The sequence below is a fragment of the Pseudomonas sp. PAMC25584 genome (assembly GCF_058135675.1).
Genome location: NZ_CM176870.1, coordinates 2,945,513 through 2,962,859, shown reverse-complemented (window position 1 = coordinate 2,962,859; position 17,347 = coordinate 2,945,513). Strand labels below are relative to the sequence as shown.

Annotated in this window: 14 protein-coding genes; all 14 read left to right on the top strand. The window is 63.3% G+C overall.

Annotated features, from left to right (window positions below; all coding sequences use genetic code 11):
- The first annotated feature begins 47 nt into the window (after positions 1-47).
- Entirely contained in the window at positions 48-494 is a 447-nt protein-coding gene (locus ACS5Q8_RS13550; RefSeq protein ID WP_276192829.1) for a DUF411 domain-containing protein, read from the top strand.
- Between the two features lie 3 nt (positions 495-497).
- Positions 498-941: a YqaA family protein gene (locus ACS5Q8_RS13545; RefSeq protein ID WP_443699390.1), complete on the top strand. Its 444-nt coding sequence runs from the start codon at positions 498-500 to the stop codon at positions 939-941.
- Between the two features lie 43 nt (positions 942-984).
- Entirely contained in the window at positions 985-1,998 is a 1,014-nt protein-coding gene (locus ACS5Q8_RS13540) for an alpha/beta fold hydrolase (protein ID WP_465160309.1), read from the top strand.
- A 26-nt stretch (positions 1,999-2,024) separates the two neighbouring features.
- Positions 2,025-2,978 carry a D-2-hydroxyacid dehydrogenase family protein gene (locus ACS5Q8_RS13535; RefSeq protein WP_465160308.1) on the top strand — a complete coding sequence of 318 codons (954 nt, stop codon included), beginning with the start codon at positions 2,025-2,027 and terminating at the stop codon, positions 2,976-2,978.
- Positions 2,979-3,472: 494 nt separating this feature from the next.
- Positions 3,473-5,029 (top strand): glycogen synthase GlgA, encoded by a 1,557-nt coding sequence (gene glgA, locus ACS5Q8_RS13530; RefSeq protein WP_443694517.1) that lies wholly within the window; start codon positions 3,473-3,475, stop codon positions 5,027-5,029.
- Between the two features lie 19 nt (positions 5,030-5,048).
- Positions 5,049-6,794, top strand: coding sequence for a malto-oligosyltrehalose trehalohydrolase (treZ, locus tag ACS5Q8_RS13525; protein ID WP_443697433.1), 1,746 nt, complete (start codon positions 5,049-5,051; stop codon positions 6,792-6,794).
- The gene (malQ, locus tag ACS5Q8_RS13520; RefSeq protein ID WP_465160307.1) at positions 6,791-8,875 is read left to right on the top strand and encodes a 4-alpha-glucanotransferase; all 2,085 of its coding nucleotides are present in this window, start codon (positions 6,791-6,793) and stop codon (positions 8,873-8,875) included. Before treZ ends, malQ begins: the two co-directional genes overlap by 4 nt.
- On the top strand, positions 8,872-11,634 hold the full coding sequence (locus ACS5Q8_RS13515) for a malto-oligosyltrehalose synthase (RefSeq protein WP_276192823.1): 2,763 nt from the start codon (positions 8,872-8,874) through the stop codon (positions 11,632-11,634). The genes malQ and ACS5Q8_RS13515 overlap by 4 nt, the downstream gene beginning before the upstream one ends.
- Positions 11,635-11,663: 29 nt before the next feature.
- Positions 11,664-11,933, top strand: a complete 270-nt coding sequence (locus ACS5Q8_RS13510) for a DUF2934 domain-containing protein (protein WP_247407937.1) — start codon at positions 11,664-11,666, stop codon at positions 11,931-11,933.
- Between the two features lie 129 nt (positions 11,934-12,062).
- Entirely contained in the window at positions 12,063-14,222 is a 2,160-nt protein-coding gene (gene glgX, locus ACS5Q8_RS13505; RefSeq protein ID WP_276192822.1) for a glycogen debranching protein GlgX, read from the top strand.
- 1 nt (position 14,223) lies between these two features.
- Complete coding sequence (locus ACS5Q8_RS13500; protein ID WP_276192821.1) at positions 14,224-15,222, top strand: acyl-CoA dehydrogenase family protein; 999 nt, start codon at positions 14,224-14,226, stop codon at positions 15,220-15,222.
- On the top strand, positions 15,219-15,977 hold the full coding sequence (locus ACS5Q8_RS13495; protein WP_465160306.1) for a PIG-L deacetylase family protein: 759 nt from the start codon (positions 15,219-15,221) through the stop codon (positions 15,975-15,977). The genes ACS5Q8_RS13500 and ACS5Q8_RS13495 overlap by 4 nt, the downstream gene beginning before the upstream one ends.
- On the top strand, positions 15,974-16,573 hold the full coding sequence (locus tag ACS5Q8_RS13490) for an SAM-dependent methyltransferase (RefSeq protein WP_465160305.1): 600 nt from the start codon (positions 15,974-15,976) through the stop codon (positions 16,571-16,573). Before ACS5Q8_RS13495 ends, ACS5Q8_RS13490 begins: the two co-directional genes overlap by 4 nt.
- Positions 16,570-17,229 carry a glycosyltransferase family 2 protein gene (locus ACS5Q8_RS13485; protein WP_443697950.1) on the top strand — a complete coding sequence of 220 codons (660 nt, stop codon included), beginning with the start codon at positions 16,570-16,572 and terminating at the stop codon, positions 17,227-17,229. The genes ACS5Q8_RS13490 and ACS5Q8_RS13485 overlap by 4 nt, the downstream gene beginning before the upstream one ends.
- The last annotated feature ends 118 nt before the right edge of the window (positions 17,230-17,347 follow it).

Genomic DNA, 17,347 nt, shown 5'->3' with positions numbered 1-17,347 from the left:
CATGATAGCGCCCATCCGACGACCTTCTCTGACGTGCGAGACGCCCCATGAAAATCCCATTGCGACTGGCCCTGCTTTCAGCCCTGTTGACCACCGGCCTGGCCCAGGCGGCCGACCTGATCCCTATCGACGTACACCGCGACGCCAACTGCGGGTGCTGCAAGCAATGGATCAGCCATCTGGAAAGCCACGGTTTCAAGGTCAATGACCACGTTGAAGCCGATATGAGCGCGGTCAAACAACGCCTCGGCGTCGCGCCGCGCCTGGGGTCGTGCCATACCGCCGTGATCGACGGCAAGTTCGTCGAAGGCCACGTACCCGCCGAACAAGTGTTGGCGCTGCGCAAGCGCGATGATTTGCTCGGCATCGCCGCGCCGGGCATGCCCATGGGTTCGCCCGGCATGGAAATGGACGGCCACGGTGACGCCTACCAAGTCATTGGCCTGACCCGCGACGGCAAAGATGTGGTGGTGGCCGACTACCCGGCACACTGATCGATGCTGACGGGATACCTGGGGCTGTTTTTCGCGGCATTCGGCGCCGCCACACTCCTGCCCTTGCAGTCGGAAGCCGTGCTGGTGGGCCTGCTGCTCAGCGGGCATTACAGCCTGTGGTGGCTGCTGGGCATCGCCACGCTGGGCAATGTACTCGGCTCGCTGGTCAATTGGCTGCTGGGGCGCTCGATCGAGCACTTCAAGGCGCGACGCTGGTTTCCGGTCAACGCCAGGCAACTCGACAAGGCGCGCCGCCACTATGAACGCTGGGGGCATTGGACGTTATTGCTCAGTTGGGTACCGATCATTGGCGACCCGCTGACCTTGATCGCCGGGGTGATGCGCGAGCCACTGTGGCGCTTTTTGCTGTTGGTGACCCTGGCCAAGGGCGCGCGTTATGGCGTGCTGGCCGCGCTGACCCTGCATTGGGTGTTAATCCCCACTTAATCGCCTGCAAACAGCATCCGGGCACCCTACTCGGAGCCCCGCCATGCCTCTAATCCGCACCTTTTGCGTTGCCGGCCTGCTCGCCGTTGGCGCAGTGCCCGCGTTCGCCGCCAGCGAAGGCCCCCGCTACGGGCCTGAGCTGCAGGGTTTCCAATACCCCTACCCGGTTGAGCATTTCAACTTCCAGTCCCAGGGCAAATCCCTGCAAATGGGCTACATGGACATCCCGGCCACCGGCAAAGCCAACGGTCGCAGTGTGGTGCTGCTGCACGGCAAGAACTTCTGCGGCGCCACGTGGGAGGGTTCGATCAAGGCGTTGAGCGACGCCGGTTACCGCGTGATCGCACCCGACCAGATCGGTTTCTGTACCTCCAGCAAGCCCGACAGCTACCAGTACAGCTTCCAGCAACTGGCGATCAACACCCACCAATTGCTGGAACAACTCGGCATTCAGAAGGCCACCCTGCTCGGCCACTCCACCGGTGGCATGCTCGCCACCCGTTACGCGCTGCTGTACCCAGAGCAAACCGAGCAACTGGCACTGGTCAACCCAATTGGCCTGGAAGACTGGAAGGCCCTCGGCGTGCCTTATCGCAGCGTCGACCAATGGTACGCGCGCGAACTGCAGGTGAGCGCCGACGGCATCCGCAGCTACGAGCGCGACACCTACTACGCCGGCCACTGGAAGCCCGAATACGAGCGCTGGGTACAGATACTCGCCGGCATGAACAAAGGCCCCGGCCACACCCAGGTGGCATGGAACTCGGCGTTGATTTACGACATGATCTTCACCCAGCCGGTGTACTACGAGTTCAAGGACTTGCAGATGCCGACCCTGCTGCTGATCGGCACCAGCGACACCACCGCCATCGGCAAGGACCTCGCGCCCCCGGCGGTCAAGGCGAAGATCGGGCACTACGAGGTGCTGGGCAAACAGGTGGCCAAATTGATTCCCCACGCCACGCTGGTGGAGTTTCCGGGCCTGGGCCACGCACCGCAGATGGAAGAACCGGCACAGTTCCACAAGGCCTTGCTGCAAGGGCTCAACGGCCTTTAATCCAACTTTATGAGAGGCACGCGAGAATGTCGCTACAGATCGCAGTCATTGACGATTGGCAGAACGTCGCCCGTGGTGTGGTGGATTGGTCGACCCTGGCGGCGGTCGGCCAGGTGCATTTTCTGCATGAGTATCCGGCAGACACCGCCACGATGATCGAGCGCCTCAAAGGCTTCGACGTGATCTGCGTGATGCGCGAACGCTCGACCTTCGATAAACCCTTGCTGCAAGGCCTGCCGAACCTCAAGCTGCTGGTGACCGGCGGCATGCGCAACGCCGCCATCGACCTCCCCGCCGCCCACGCCCTGGGTATCCAGGTGTGCGGCACCGACAGTTATAAACACGCGGCGCCGGAGCTGACCTGGGCGTTGATCATGGCGTCCACGCGCAACCTGCTGGCCGAAGCCAATTCCCTGCGCGCCGGCCACTGGCAGGTGGGCCTGGGCGGCGACCTGCATGGCCAGACCCTGGGGATTCTCGGGCTGGGCAGCATCGGCCAGAAGGTCGCACAATTTGCCCAGGTGTTCGGGATGCGGGTGATTGCCTGGAGTGAAAACCTCACACCGCAGCGCGCGGCGGAATCCGGGGTCACGTGGGTCAGCAAGCGCGAGTTGTTCGAACAGGCCGATATCCTCACCATCCATCTGGTGCTCAGCGAGCGTAGCCGTGGGCTGGTAGATGCCGAGGCGCTGGGCTGGATGAAACCGACGGCACGCCTGGTCAATACGGCACGCGGGCCGATTGTGGACGAACCCGCGCTGCTGCAGGCATTGAGCAACGGCCGCCTGGCGGGGGCCGCGCTGGATGTGTATGCCGAGGAGCCGCTGCCGGTGGATCATCCGTTGCGCCATTTGCCGAATGTGCTGGCCACCCCTCACGTCGGGTATGTGAGCGAGCAGAATTACCGGCAGTTTTATCAGCAGATGGTCGAGGATATCCAAGCCTGGGCCGAGGGCACGCCCATTCGCGTGCTCGGCTAACGCACCAACTCGGCGCACGCGCACTACTGTGGCGAAGGCGCTTGCTTCCGTTGGCTACATTGCGGCCCTGTATCGGGGCCGCTTCGCGCCCAGCGAGAGCAAGCTCCCGAGCCACAGTCGTAGTGCGCTAATCCGCAAGCGCCTGCGCAGCCTTTCAATGTCGCATATTGTTACAAGTTTTTTTGTCCTACAAAATTTCCACATAAACCCTACAGTCTTTAGGATTTGTCCTAGACTCATCACCGATGGGTCCGTTCCAAAACAAAAGCCCCGCAAAAAATCGAAACTTTAGAACTCTGCCGTAGGTCAGGTTTAGGGTTAGGCGTGCATAAGCGGTTCAGACCGAATGCCCGTCCATCCAATCTATTTCAGCTAACCGTGCAACTGGCACAAGCCTTGCCAGTTTGTATAGCGCTTGTGCGTCTGGCCGCAGGAAGCGGTCTTCGGAGCTAGTGGCAGCGAGCCACCAGCCAACCAACATGTGGGAGAGAACTATGATCAGTGCCGCAGTAGATACTCAGGGAGAGCGTTTTAGTAAATCGGCAGGGGGGCCAACATCGTTGGTCGATCTGCCCAACACTGTGCGGCCGATCGTGAGTCATAACCCCAATCGAAAGAAAGTCTTGTTCGTCACCTCCGAATTTGCCGACCTGGTTAAAACCGGCGGCCTCGGCGACGTCTCCGCTGCCCTGCCCCGCGCTATGGCGCACTTGCACGATGTGCGTGTGCTGATCCCCGGTTACCCGCAGGTGATGGAAAGCGACAACCCGATCCATATCATCGGTGAGCTGGGTGGCCACGCCGCGCTGCCGCCCTGCAAGATCGGGCGCATGGACCTCAAGGACGGCCTGGTTGTCTACGTACTGATCTGCCCCGAACTGTACGAGCGCGAAGGCACCCCGTATGGCGCCAACAACGGTCGCGACTGGCCGGATAACCACATTCGCTTCGCACGCCTGGGCCTGGCCGCTGCCGACATGGCCGCCAACCTCGCCCAAATCCACTGGTGCCCGGACCTGGTGCATGCCCACGACTGGCCGGCCGGCCTGGCGCCTGCCTATATGCACTGGCGTGGGTCACGCACGCCCACCCTGTTCACCATCCATAACCTGGCATACCAGGGCGTGGTCAGCCTCGCTTCGACGCCGGAGCTGGGTATTCCACCCCATGCCCTGCAACAGGAAGGCATGGAGTTCTACGGCAAGATGTCATTCCTCAAGGCGGGGATGGCCTACTCCAGTCACATCACCACGGTGAGCGCCACTTACGCCCAGGAAATCACCACCCCGGAATTCGGCTGCGGGCTGGACGGTTTTCTCGCCAGCAAGACCCAGCAAGGCCTGCTCAGCGGCATTCCCAACGGCATCGACGAAAGCTGGGAAGCCTCCACTGATACGCACCTGACCCACAACTTCAATATCGGCGACTGGGAAGGCAAGGCGGTCAACGCCGCTCACGTGCGCACCCTGTTTGGCCTGCATGACTCCAGCGGCCCGCTGTTCGCCGTGGTCTCGCGGCTGGTCTATCAGAAAGGCCTGGACCTGACCGAAGCGGTCGCCAGCTTTATCGTCGAGAACGGCGGCCAGATCGCGATCATTGGCCGCGGCGAGCCTGAAGAAGAACACGCCATGCGCGAACTGGCGCTGCGTTTCCCAGGCCAGGTCGGTGTGCGCATCGGTTTCAACGAAACCGACGCCCGTCGCATGTTTGCCGGCAGTGACTTTCTGCTGATGCCGTCGCGCTATGAACCGTGCGGCTTGAGCCAGATGTACGCCCAGCGTTTCGGCTCGCTGCCGGTCGCGCGCAACACCGGCGGCCTGGCGGACACCATCGAAGACGGCGTCACCGGTTTTTTGTTCAACGAATCCAGCGTGGACAGCTACCGCGAAGCCCTGAGCCGTGCGTTCAAAGTGTTCGCTTACCCAGGCCTGCTCAACGCCATGCGCTGCCGCGCCATGACCCAACCATTCAACTGGTGCCAGGCGGTCGAACCCTACGCAGAACTGTATGAACAACTGGTGGCCAAGGCCTTGGGGAAATCGACTAAATAATCAAGGGAGGTCTTCATAGATGCCGTTACGGACTCTGGAAACCTGGCCCCACGGCGCAATCATGCTGGACGCGCAACACACGCGTTTCGCCTTGTGGGCGCCAGACGCGTTTTATGTCAGCGTTGAATTGGAAGATGGCAAGTCAATAGCCATGCTGCCCCAGGCAGATGGCTGGTTCGAAACGGAGATAAAGTGCCCCGCGGGCACGCGCTATCGCTACAACATCGATGGCGAAATGGATGTTCCCGACCCCGCGTCCAGGGCCCAGGATTCGGATGTGCACGGTTGGAGCCTGGTGGTCGACCCGCTCGCCTATGCATGGCGACACAACCACTGGCAAGGCCGGCCCTGGCATGAAGCCGTGATCTACGAACTGCATGTCGGTGCGCTGGGGGGCTACGCGCAAGTCGAAAAACACCTGCCACGCCTGGCCGAGCTAGGCGTCACCGCGATTGAGCTAATGCCCCTGGCGCAATTTCCCGGCGAGCGCAATTGGGGCTATGACGGCGTTCTGCCTTACGCGCCGCAGTCCTCCTACGGCAGTCCCGAACAGCTCAAGCAACTGATCGACAGCGCTCATGAATACGGGCTCGCGGTCATCCTCGACGTGGTCTACAACCACTTCGGCCCCGATGGCAACTACCTGGGCCAGTACGCCAAAGACTTCTTCCAGGAAGATGTACACACGCCATGGGGCGCCGGTATCGACTTCGATCGGCGTGAAGTGCGGAACTTCTTTCTGGATAACGCGCTGATGTGGCTGCTCGACTACCGCTTCGACGGCCTGCGGCTGGACGCGGTACACGCCATCGACAATCCCGGCTTCTTGCATGAGCTGGCACAACGGGTGCGCCAACAGGTCGACACCGGCCGTCACGTATGGCTAGTGCTGGAAAACGAACTCAACCAGGCCAGCCTGTTGAAGCACGATTTCGATGCGCAATGGAACGACGACTTCCATAACGTGTTGCACGTGTTGCTGACCGGCGAAACCGATGCCTACTACAGCGACTTTGCCCAAACGCCTACCGCCAAACTCGCACGTTGCCTCGGCGAAGGCTTTATTTACCAGGGCCACACCACACGCCACGGGCATGCGCGCGGCGAACCGAGCAGCGGTTTGCCACCCACCGCCTTCGTCGCGTTTTTGCAGAACCACGACCAGATCGGCAACCGCGCCCTCGGCGAACGCCTGCACCAGCTCTGTTCGCCCCAGGCGCTCAAGGCAGCGACCACCTTGCTGCTGTTGTCGCCGATGATCCCGTTGCTGTTCATGGGCGATGAAGTCAACGCCAGCGAGCCGTTTCTGTTTTTTACCGATCACCATGGCGAACTGGCTGAAGCGGTACGTGAAGGTCGGCGCAATGAATTCGCCGACTTTGCCGCGTTCCACGACCCGGAGCGTCGCGCGCGGATTCCCGATCCCAACGCCCTGTCGACCTTTGAGCAGTCAGCGCCGTCTTTCGCCGAGAGCGCGCACGCCCAGTTCTACCGTCACCTACTGAACCTGCGGCACACGCATATCGTGCCGCATTTACCCGGCAGCATCGCGCTCGGTGCCCAGGTGCTAGCAGACGGCGCCGTCACCGCGCGTTGGCGCCTGGGCAATGGCAGCCTGTTGCAGATCGACCTGAACCTGAGTGCCACGGCCCTGGCTCACGCCGCTGGGCAGCACGTACTGTTCCAGACGCCGGCCCATGACCACACGCACCTGGCGCCCTTCAGCGCACGCGTTACCCTATCCCCTGTTGGAGAGCACTCTTGAGCGAAGCGAACCTGGAAATCCTCGCTGGCCGAGCGGGCCTGGCCGTCGATTGGATCGACGCAAACGGCCGCCCGCAACGTGTCAGCCCCGACGCCCTGCGCGCCGTCCTCAAAGGCCTGGGCCACCCGGCCGACAGCGATGCCGAGATCAACGCCAGCCTGCGCGACCTGGAGCAGGTACAACAGGACAAACACCTGCCGCCCTTGCTCACCGTCGACAGCGGCGAAGGCCTGGACCTGGCGCGCTACTTCGAGCCCGACACCGCCTGCCGGGTCAGCCTGGAAGGCGGCGAAGTCATGGAATTGCACCTCGACCGCGACGCGGTGCTGCCCGGCGTGATCGCCCTCGGTTACCACCAAGTACATATCGCCGACCAGACCTTCACCCTGGCCGTGGCGCCCCGCCACTGCTACAGCGTCGCTGACGCCGTCGACCGTCACACCCCGCGTGCCTGGGGCCTGAGCGCCCAGTTGTATTCCCTGCGCCGCCTCGGCGACGGCGGGTTCGGCGACACCCTGGCCCTGGAACACCTGGCCCGCTCGGCCGCCGAACGCGGCGCCGATGCCCTGGCGATCAGCCCGATGCACGCGATGTTCAGCGCCGACCCCGAGCGCTACAGCCCGTATTCGCCGTCGAGCCGGCTGTTTCTCAATAGCCTGTACGCATCGCCCGGCTGCATCCTGGGTGAGCGCGAAGTGCGCAATGCCATCGAGGCCTGCGGTTTGGCCGAGGAACTGCACACACTCGAACAACACACGCTGATCGACTGGCCCGCCGCAGCCAAGGCCAAACAACGGCTGTTGCGTGCCCTGTATGACGACTTCCGTCAGGGTCATCACCCGCAACACGCCGACTTCCTCAGTTTCCGCCAGGCCGGCGCTGAAGCCCTGGAAAACCACTGCCGTTTCGAAGCCATACAGGCCGTGCGTGCCGCCGCCGGGGAAGACCTCGACTGGCGCCATTGGCCGCAAGAATGGCGCAGCCCACAAAGCCCGGCGCTCGTACACTTCGCCGAAGAAAACCGCGACGAGATCGGCTTTTACGCCTTCGGCCAATGGCTGATCGCGCGCTGCCTGGAACGCGCGCAACAAGCCGCCCGTGGCAGCGGCATGGGTATCGGCCTGATCGCCGACCTGGCCGTCGGTGCCGACGGCGGCGGCAGTCAGGCCTGGAGCCGTCAGGATGAATTGCTCGCCGGCCTGACCGTCGGCGCGCCGCCGGACATCCTCAACCGCGCCGGCCAAGGCTGGGGCATCTCCGCCTTCGCCCCCGAAGGTCTCAAGCGCCACGGCTTCCGCGCCTTTATCGAGATGCTGCGGGCCAATTTCGCCCACGCTGGCGGCTTGCGTATTGACCACGTGATGGGCTTGCAGCGCCTGTGGGTGATCCCCATGGACGCCTCCCCGCAGGAAGGCGCCTACCTGTATTACCCGGTGGACGACCTGTTGCGTCTGCTGGCGTTGGAATCCCACCGCCACCAGGCCATCGTCCTCGGCGAAGACCTCGGCACCGTGCCCGATGGCCTGCGCGACAAACTCATCGGCCGCTCGATTCTCGGCATGCGCGTGCTGCTGTTCGAACAGGGCCACGACGGCCAATTCAAGCCGATCCTCGACTGGCCGGACAACGCCCTGGCCACCACCAGCACCCACGATTTGCCCACCCTCAATGGCTGGTGGCACAGCCGCGATATCGACTGGAACGTCCAGCTCGGCTTGATCGATGCGCCCACCGTCGAGCAATGGAGCGAGCACCGCCGGCACGAACGCCAGGCACTGCGCCAGGCCTTGAGCCAGGACCCGCAGAACTTCGTCGATGAAGTGCGCAATGAAACCGACCACATGATCGACGCCAGCGTGCGCTACCTGGGCCACACCCGTGCGCCGCTGGTGCTGCTGCCGTTGGAAGATGCCTTGGGCCTCGAAGAACAAGCCAACCTGCCCGGCACCACTGACACCCACCCCAATTGGCGTCGGCGCCTGCCCGGTGAGGCGGCGAGCCTACTCGACAATGCCGGTGCCGCCCGCCGCCTGGAGCTGCTGGCCGTGGCGCGCAATCAAGCCCATGAGCGTGACCGATGAAGGCCCTGCCCCTGCGCGCCACCCAGCGCCTGCAATTCCATAAAGGCTTCACCCTCGATGACGCGGTGCCCCTGGTGCCGTATTTCGCCCGGCTGGGTATCAGCCATGTGTATGCCTCACCGCTGCTCAGCGCCCGCGCAGGTTCGATGCATGGCTATGACGTCGTCGACCCGACCACCGTCAACCCGGAACTGGGCGGCGAAGCGGCGTTGCGCCGCCTGGTGGCCGCCCTGCGCGAGCACGATATGGGGCTGATCCTCGACATCGTGTCCAACCACATGGCCGTCGGCGGCGCCGATAACCCCTGGTGGCTCGACCTGCTGGAATGGGGCAGGTTGAGCCCCTACAGTGAGTTTTTTGACATTCAATGGCACTCGCCCGACCCGCTGCTCAAAGGCCAACTGCTCATGCCGTTCCTCGGCAGCGACTATGGCGAAGCCCTGCAAACCGGCACGCTGACCCTGCACTTCGACGCGGTACACGGCAGCTTTTTCGTCGAGCACTACGAGCACCGCTTCCCGATCTGCCCACGGGATTACGCGATGATTCTGGGCGCCGATGACCTGCTCAAACCGCTCGCCGACCGCTTCAGCGCCCTCGCCTACCAGGACGACGCCTATGCCGAGGCCGCCTGGCTCAAACACGCCCTGGCCGAACGCGCCACCCATAGCGCCGTGGAAAAGGCCATCGAACAGCGCCTGGGCGCCTTCGACGCACGCCAACCCGAAGGTTTCCAGCGCCTGCACGCGCTGCTGGAGCAACAGGCTTACCGCCTGGCTAGCTGGCGCACGGCGGCGGACGATATCAACTGGCGACGCTTCTTCGATGTCAACGAACTGGGCGGCCTGCGCGTAGAGCGCAGCGCCGTGTTCGAAGCCACCCACGGCAAGATCTTCGATCTGATCAACGAAGGTCTGGTGGATGGCCTGCGCATCGACCATATCGACGGGCTGGCCGACCCTCGCGGGTATTGCCGCAAGCTGCGCCGTCGGGTCGATGCACTGTCGCCCGAACGTCACCTACCGATCTTCGTCGAAAAAATCCTCGGCGAAGGCGAAACCCTGCGCCACGACTGGAAGGTGGACGGCACCACCGGCTACGAATTCATGAACCAGCTGTCGCTGCTGCAACACGACCCGCAAGGCTTCAAAGCGCTGGCCGAGCTGTGGACACGCCACAGCGAACGGCCGTCGGCCTTTATCGAAGAAGCCTGGCTGGCGCGCCAGCAGATCCTCAACGGTTCCCTCGCCGGCGACTTCGAAAGCGTGGCCCAGGCCCTGCTGCAAGTGGCCCGCGACGATGTGATGAGCCGTGACCTGACGCTCGGCGCGATCCGCCGCGCCCTGCAGGAATTGATCGTGCATTTCCCGGTGTACCGCACCTACATCAGCGCCCTTGGCCGCAGCGAGCACGACGACGTGTTTTTCCAGCAAGCCCTGGCCGGCGCGCGCAGCACCTTGAGCGAGGGCGACTGGCCGGTGCTGGACAACCTGGACAAATGGCTGGGTGGCCAGCCGTGGCGCAATCGTCCGATCGGCCGCGAGCGCAAACTGCTCAAGCATGCCTGCGTGCGCTTCCAGCAGTTGACCTCGCCCGCCGCCGCCAAAGCCGTGGAAGACACCGCGTTCTATCGCTCGGCGGTGTTGCTGTCGCGCAACGACGTGGGCTTCAGTACCGAACAGTTCAGCGCACCGCTGGCCGATTTTCACGCGGCCAATCAGCAGCGCTTGCAGGCGTTCCCCGACAACCTGCTGGCCACCGCCACCCACGACCACAAACGCGGCGAAGACAGCCGCGCCCGCTTGGCCGTGCTGAGTGAGTGCGCAGCCTGGTACGCCGAACACGTGGAGCAGTGGCGCACGCTAGCCGCGCCGTTACGCAGCGATGCCACCAGCCCGTCGGCGGGCGATGAATTGATCCTCTATCAGGCCCTGCTCGGCAGTTGGCCGCTGGACCTGCACCTGGATGACCAGCCGGCACTCGAGGCCTATCAACAGCGCCTCTGGCAATGGCAACAAAAAGCCCTGCGCGAAGCCAAATTGCAGAGCAGTTGGAGTGCGCCCAACGAGGCCTACGAGCAAGGCGTGGAAACCTTTCTCACGCGCCTGCTGCTCAGCGACGCAGGCCGCGCACTGCGCACGTCCATCGGCGCCGCCGCCCAGGCCATTGCCCCCGCCGGCGCACTCAATGGGCTGGCGCAATCCTTGCTTCGAGTCACCGTGCCGGGTGTGCCGGACCTGTACCAGGGCGATGAGTTCTGGGACTTCAGCCTGGTGGACCCGGACAACCGTCGCCCGGTGGATTTCAACGCACGGCAACGCGCGCTGGAGACCCTGCCAGACATGGGCGAGCTGTTGTTCAACTGGCATGACGGGCGCATCAAGCAGGCCTTGATTGCCCAGGTGCTGGCCTTGCGCAAGGCCCATCCTGAGGTGTTCCATCGGGGCAGCTACACGCCCTTGGACGTGGTCGGCCAACATGCCGAACACGTGGTCGCGTTCTGTCGCGAACACCAGGGCAAACGCGTGCTGGTGGTGGTGCCACGCTGGCCCCATCGCCTGCTGGAAAATGGTGTGCATCCGCAGGTCAATGCGCGGGTTTGGGGCGATACGCGGGTGAAATTACCGTTCGCCGCGCCAACCGAAAACTGGAAGGGACTTTTTCATACAGGCGCAGTCACACCAGACAAGGAGCTGTTAATCAGTACTGCGCTGGGGGATTTCCCGGTCAATGTCTTTATCAATCCTGATGATCAATAAAGCTGAAATTTTCTGCGAGGAGCATTGTGATGAGTACTGAAGACAAACGTGTTCGAGAATTCGCGTATCAGATCTGGGAATCGGAGGGCAAGCCGCAAGGTCAGGAGGCGCGCCATTGGGAGATGGCCCGCAAGCTGGCAGAGGCCGAAGCGCTGACGCCAAGCAAGCCCAAACCCGCCGCCAAGCCGAAAACCCCACCCAAGCCAGCAGCGAAAGCCAAGCCGCCGGCCCCGGCCCCAGGCAAACCCGCAGCGCCGGCGGCTAAAAAGCCGGCTGCCGCGAAAAAACCCAAGCCGTAAGCCCTGTGACCTCATGATCCTCCCGCCGGCAACCCCGGTCGGAGGTCGAGCACTTTCTGGTTCGTCAGCTGAACCCTAGTCAGCGGGGCCGCTTTTGGCCCAAAAAAAGACCTGTGCAGGAGCAACACAATGAGCAAAGCCGATAAAAACCCAGCGACGCCGGCCCCCGAGCCGTCGCGGATTCGCGAAGGTTTGCCCTTCCCCCTGGGTGCGACCTGGGACGGCCTGGGTGTCAACTTTGCGCTGTTCTCGGCGAACGCCACCAAAGTCGAGCTGTGCCTGTTCGACGACGCCGGCGTTGTCGAGCTGGAACGTATCGAACTTCCCGAATACACCGATGAGATCTTCCACGGCTACCTGCCCGACGCCCACCCTGGGCTGATTTACGGCTACCGTGTGTACGGCGCGTATGACCCGGCCAACGGCCACCGTTTCAACCACCACAAATTGCTGATCGACCCCTACGCCAAACAGCTGGTGGGCGAACTTAAATGGTCCGAAGCGCTGTTTGGCTACACCATCGGCCACCCCGACGACGACCTCAGTTTCGACGAACGCGACAGCGCGCCCTTCGTGCCCAAGTGCAAGGTCATCGACCCGGCGCACACCTGGGGCAACGACCAACCGGTGCGCGTGCCGTGGGACCGCACGATCATTTATGAAACCCACCTGCGCGGCATCAGCATGCGTCACCCCAGCGTCGGCGAAGCCGTGCGCGGCACCTGCGCCGGGCTGATGGAAGACGATGTGCTCAAGCACATCCGTCAGTTGGGTATTTCTTCCGTCGAACTGTTGCCGGTGCATGCCTTTGTCAACGACCAGCATTTGCTGGAAAAAGACATGACCAACTACTGGGGCTACAACAGCATCGCTTTCTTCGCGCCGGACCCGCGCTACCTGGCCAGCGGCAAGATCGCCGAGTTCAAGGAGATGGTCGCGCACCTGCACGAAGCCAAGCTGGAAGTGATCCTCGACGTGGTCTACAACCACACCGCCGAAGGCAACGAGCGCGGCCCGACCCTGTCGATGCGCGGCATCGACAACGCCTCCTACTACCGCCTGATGCCGGACGACAAGCGTTTCTATATCAACGACTCCGGCACCGGCAACACCCTGGACCTGAGCCACCCATGCGTGCTGCAGATGGTCACGGACTCCCTGCGTTACTGGGCCACCGAGATGCATGTCGACGGGTTCCGCTTCGACCTGGCGACCATCCTCGGCCGTTATCGTGACGGTTTCGACGAGCGTCACAGTTTCCTCGTCGCCTGCCGTCAAGACCCGGTACTGCGCCAGTTGAAACTCATCGCCGAACCCTGGGACTGCGGCCCCGGCGGCTATCAGGTGGGCAATTTCCCGCCGGGCTGGGTGGAATGGAACGACCGCTTCCGCGACACCGTGCGCGCCTTCTGGAAAGGCGATGACGGCCAACTGGCGGACTTCGCTGGACGCATGACCGCGTCGGGCGAAATGTTCAACCACCGTGGCCGCAGGCCTTACAGCTCGGTGAATTTCATCACCGCCCACGACGGTTTCACCCTGCATGACCTGGTGTCGTACAACGACAAGCACAACGAAGCCAACGACGAAAACAACCAGGACGGTAGCAACAACAACCTGTCGTGGAACCATGGCGTCGAAGGCCCCACCGACGACCCACAAATCAACGCCCTGCGCCTGCGCCAGATGCGCAATTTCTTCGCCACCCTGCTGCTCGCCCAGGGCACGCCGATGCTGGTGGCCGGGGATGAGTTCGCGCGTACCCAGCACGGCAACAACAACGCCTATTGCCAGGACAGCGAGATCGGCTGGGTCAACTGGGAACTGGACGATGACGGCAAGGCGCTGCTCAAGTTTGTGAAACGCTTGATCAAACTGCGCATGGCTTACCCGATCCTGCGTCGCGGCCGCTTCCTGGTGGGCGACTACAACGAAGAGATCGGTGTGAAGGACGTCACCTGGCTCGCGCCGGATGGCAACGAGATGAGCACCGAACAATGGGAAGACAGCCACGGCCGCTGCCTGGGCATGCTGATGGATGGCCGTGCCCAGGAGACTGGAATTCGCCGTCCGGGTGGCGATGCGACCCTGCTGCTGGTGGTCAACGCCCATCACGACCAGGTCAATTTCAGCCTGCCCCCCGTTCCGGAAGGCCAGTTCTGGACCTGCATGCTCGACACCAATGACACGGCGGTACGCGGTCAGGAGCGCTTTGATTTCCACCATGAATACGCCGTCACCGGGCGCTCGCTGCTGCTGTTTGAACTGCAGCACGAAGACGAGGTGTGACATGGCGTTGCATGCCCTCCTACAAGGCTACCGGGGTTATGCGGACACGCAGGCTCTGGGCGAGACCCTGAAGGCGTTGCAGGCAGCAGGCCTGGACCAATTGCCCTTACCCGGCAGTGGCCAGACCCTTGAGCGGTTCAGTCGCCTGGCCCAGGTGGCCGGACACGACCTGCGACTGTGCAAGTTGTTCGAAGGCCACACCGATGCCTTGGCAGTCATTGCGCAGCTGCGTAGCCCGTTGCCGCCGGAGGGCAGCATCTGGGGCATGTGGGCAGCCGAACCGCCGACGGCCAGGGTGCGGGCGCGGCGCAATGGCCACCGCCTGCTGCTGGAGGGGCGTAAAGCCTGGTGCTCCGGTGCGGCGGTGGTCAGCCATGGGTTGCTGACCGCCTGGGACGAGGAGGATCGCCAACAATTGGTCGCGGTGGACATGGGCCAGCCCGGCATCACCGTGACCGATGAGGGCTGGCATGCCGTGGGCATGGCGGCCACCGGCAGCGTCGACATTCTGTTCGCGGGGGCCACCGCGATTGCCGTCGGTGGGCCCGGCGACTACCTCGCCCGCCCCGGTTTCTGGCATGGCGGCGTCGGTATTGCGGCGTGCTGGTATGGCGCTGCACAACGCCTGGCTGAAGTGCTGCGCGAGCAGTGCAACAGGCGTCCCGAGCCACATGCCCTGGCGCACCTCGGCGCGGTCGACAGCGCCTTGAACAGTGCCGCCTGTGTGCTGCGCGCCAGTGCGCGGCAGATCGACCGCACCCCACTTGCCGATGCCAGGCAGTTGGCCCAACAGGTACGTGCGTCCCTCGAAGACACAGTTGAACAGGTCATGCGCCATGTCGGTCGCGCAGCCGGCGCGGGGCCTTTTTGCAAAGACCCGCACTTTGCCCAACTGATGGCGGATCTGCCGGTGTATATGCGTCAAAGCCATGCCGAGCGCGACCTGGCCGCCCTCGGCGAACAGGTCGCCGGCGAGCCCGCAGGGAGGTGGCAGTTATGAAAGCCAATCCGATCGTGGGCCAGGGCACGCCACTGCATCAGTGGCAGGCCTCGTCCCACATGGCCGAACTGGCGCTGGTCAGCGTCGAAGAGCTGGTGCCTGAAGGCCATCGCGCGGTGATCATCGCACCGCACCCGGATGACGAAGTGCTGGGCTGCGGCGGCCTGTTGCAAGGGTTGGCCGCGTTGGGCCGGGCGATCCAGCTGATCTCCGTCACCGATGGCAGTGCCAGCCACCCCGGCTCCCAACGCTGGCCGGTTGAACGGCTGAGTGTGGTTCGCCCGCAGGAGTCGGCGCAGGCCTTGCACCGCCTCGGCTTGCCGTTGCACCGCTTGAAATGGCTGCGCGCAGGGTTTGCCGACAGCCAGGTCGCCGCCCGCGAAGAGCCGTTGGCCGCATTTATTCTGCGCTACCTCAAACCCAGCGACGTGGTGTTCACCACCTGGCGCGAAGACGGCCACTGCGACCATGAAGCCGTCGGCCGCGCCAGCGCCAAAGCCGCACAGGCGGTGGGCGCGACCTTGTATGAATTGCCGGTATGGACCTGGCACTGGGCAACCCCGGAAGACAGCCAGGTGCCGTGGCATCGTGCGCGCAAACTCCCGCTGAGTTGCGAAGTTGTCGCGCGCAAGCGCCATGCCATCCACGCGTTCGCCAGCCAGTTGGAGGGCGACCCGCAGATCGGCTTACCGCCGGTGCTGGCACCGTATGTGGTCGAACGCTTGTTACAGCCTTTTGAAGTGGTGTTTGTATGAGCGTCGCGACACCGTATTTTGATCAGTTGTTTGCCGACAACGAAGACCCGTGGGCCTTTCGTCAACGCTGGTACGAGCGGCGCAAGCGCGCGCTGACTTTGGCCCTGTTGACTCGCCCACGTTACGCTTCAATTTTTGAGCCCGGCTGCGCCAATGGCGAACTGAGCGCCGAGCTGGCACCGCGTTGTGATCGCCTGCTGTGCTGCGACACCGCGTCCGCAGCGGTCGCGCTGGCCAAGATGCGCTTGCTCGGATTTGCCCATGCCCAGGTGCAGCACAGCCGGCTGCCCGAACAATGGCCTACCGGCCGGTTCGACCTGATCGTGCTCAGTGAACTGTGTTACTACCTCGACGCCGACGACCTCGGCAGCCTGATTGATCGCGCCCTCGCCTCACTGACCGACGACGGTCAACTGCTCGCTTGCCACTGGCGCGCCCCCATCGACGGTTGCCCGCAAACCGCCGATCAGGTGCATGCGCTGCTCCAGCAACGGCTGGGTATGGAAAATGTGGCCCGTTACCACGACTGTGATGTTCTGCTCGACCTATGGAGCCGCAATCATGGCTCGGTCGCCACCCATGAGGGCCTGCGATGATCGGCATTCTGATCCCGGTACATAACGAAGAAGCCCTGTTGGCCGAGTGCCTCGATGCGGCAATGATTGCCGCCAGCCATCCGGGGTTGCAGGGAGAAAAAGTGCAGATCCTGGTGGTGCTCGACAGTTGCACCGATGGCAGTGCGAAGATTGCCCGAGCGTATCCGGTACATAGCCTGCACGTGCAGGCGCGCAACGTCGGCCATGCGCGCGGGGTCGGCGCGCGGCACTTGTTGAATCAGGCGGTGCGCTGGATTTCATGCACCGACGCCGACAGCCGAGTCGCCCCCGACTGGCTGGTGGCGCAGTTGGCATTGGGCGTTGATGCTGTGTGCGGAACGGTGACTGTCGACACCTGGAGCGAAGACTTCGACCCCGCGGCGCAGATTCGCTACCACCAGGCATACCAGGCGCGGGAGGGGCATCGGCATATCCACGGCGCCAACTTGGGTATCAGTGCGGGCGCCTATGTGCAGGCGGGTGGTTTCGAACCGCTGCCCTGCCATGAAGATGTACAACTGGTACGAAACCTGGAGCGCAGCGGCGCCTCCATCGCCTGGAGCCATACCCCGCAAGTGATCACGAGCGCCCGCCTGGACTGCCGCGCCGAAGGTGGCTTTGGCGATTACCTGAAGAGTCTGATGCAGGTCCCTTAAAAAATCGTAGTTACAGGATGTGAAAGCGGCGAATCCTTGACTATGCTGATGACGCCTTGCTGGCAATCCAGGGATGGAATGCCGAGTGAACACTGCAGCGCAGCCTGCGGCCAATAAA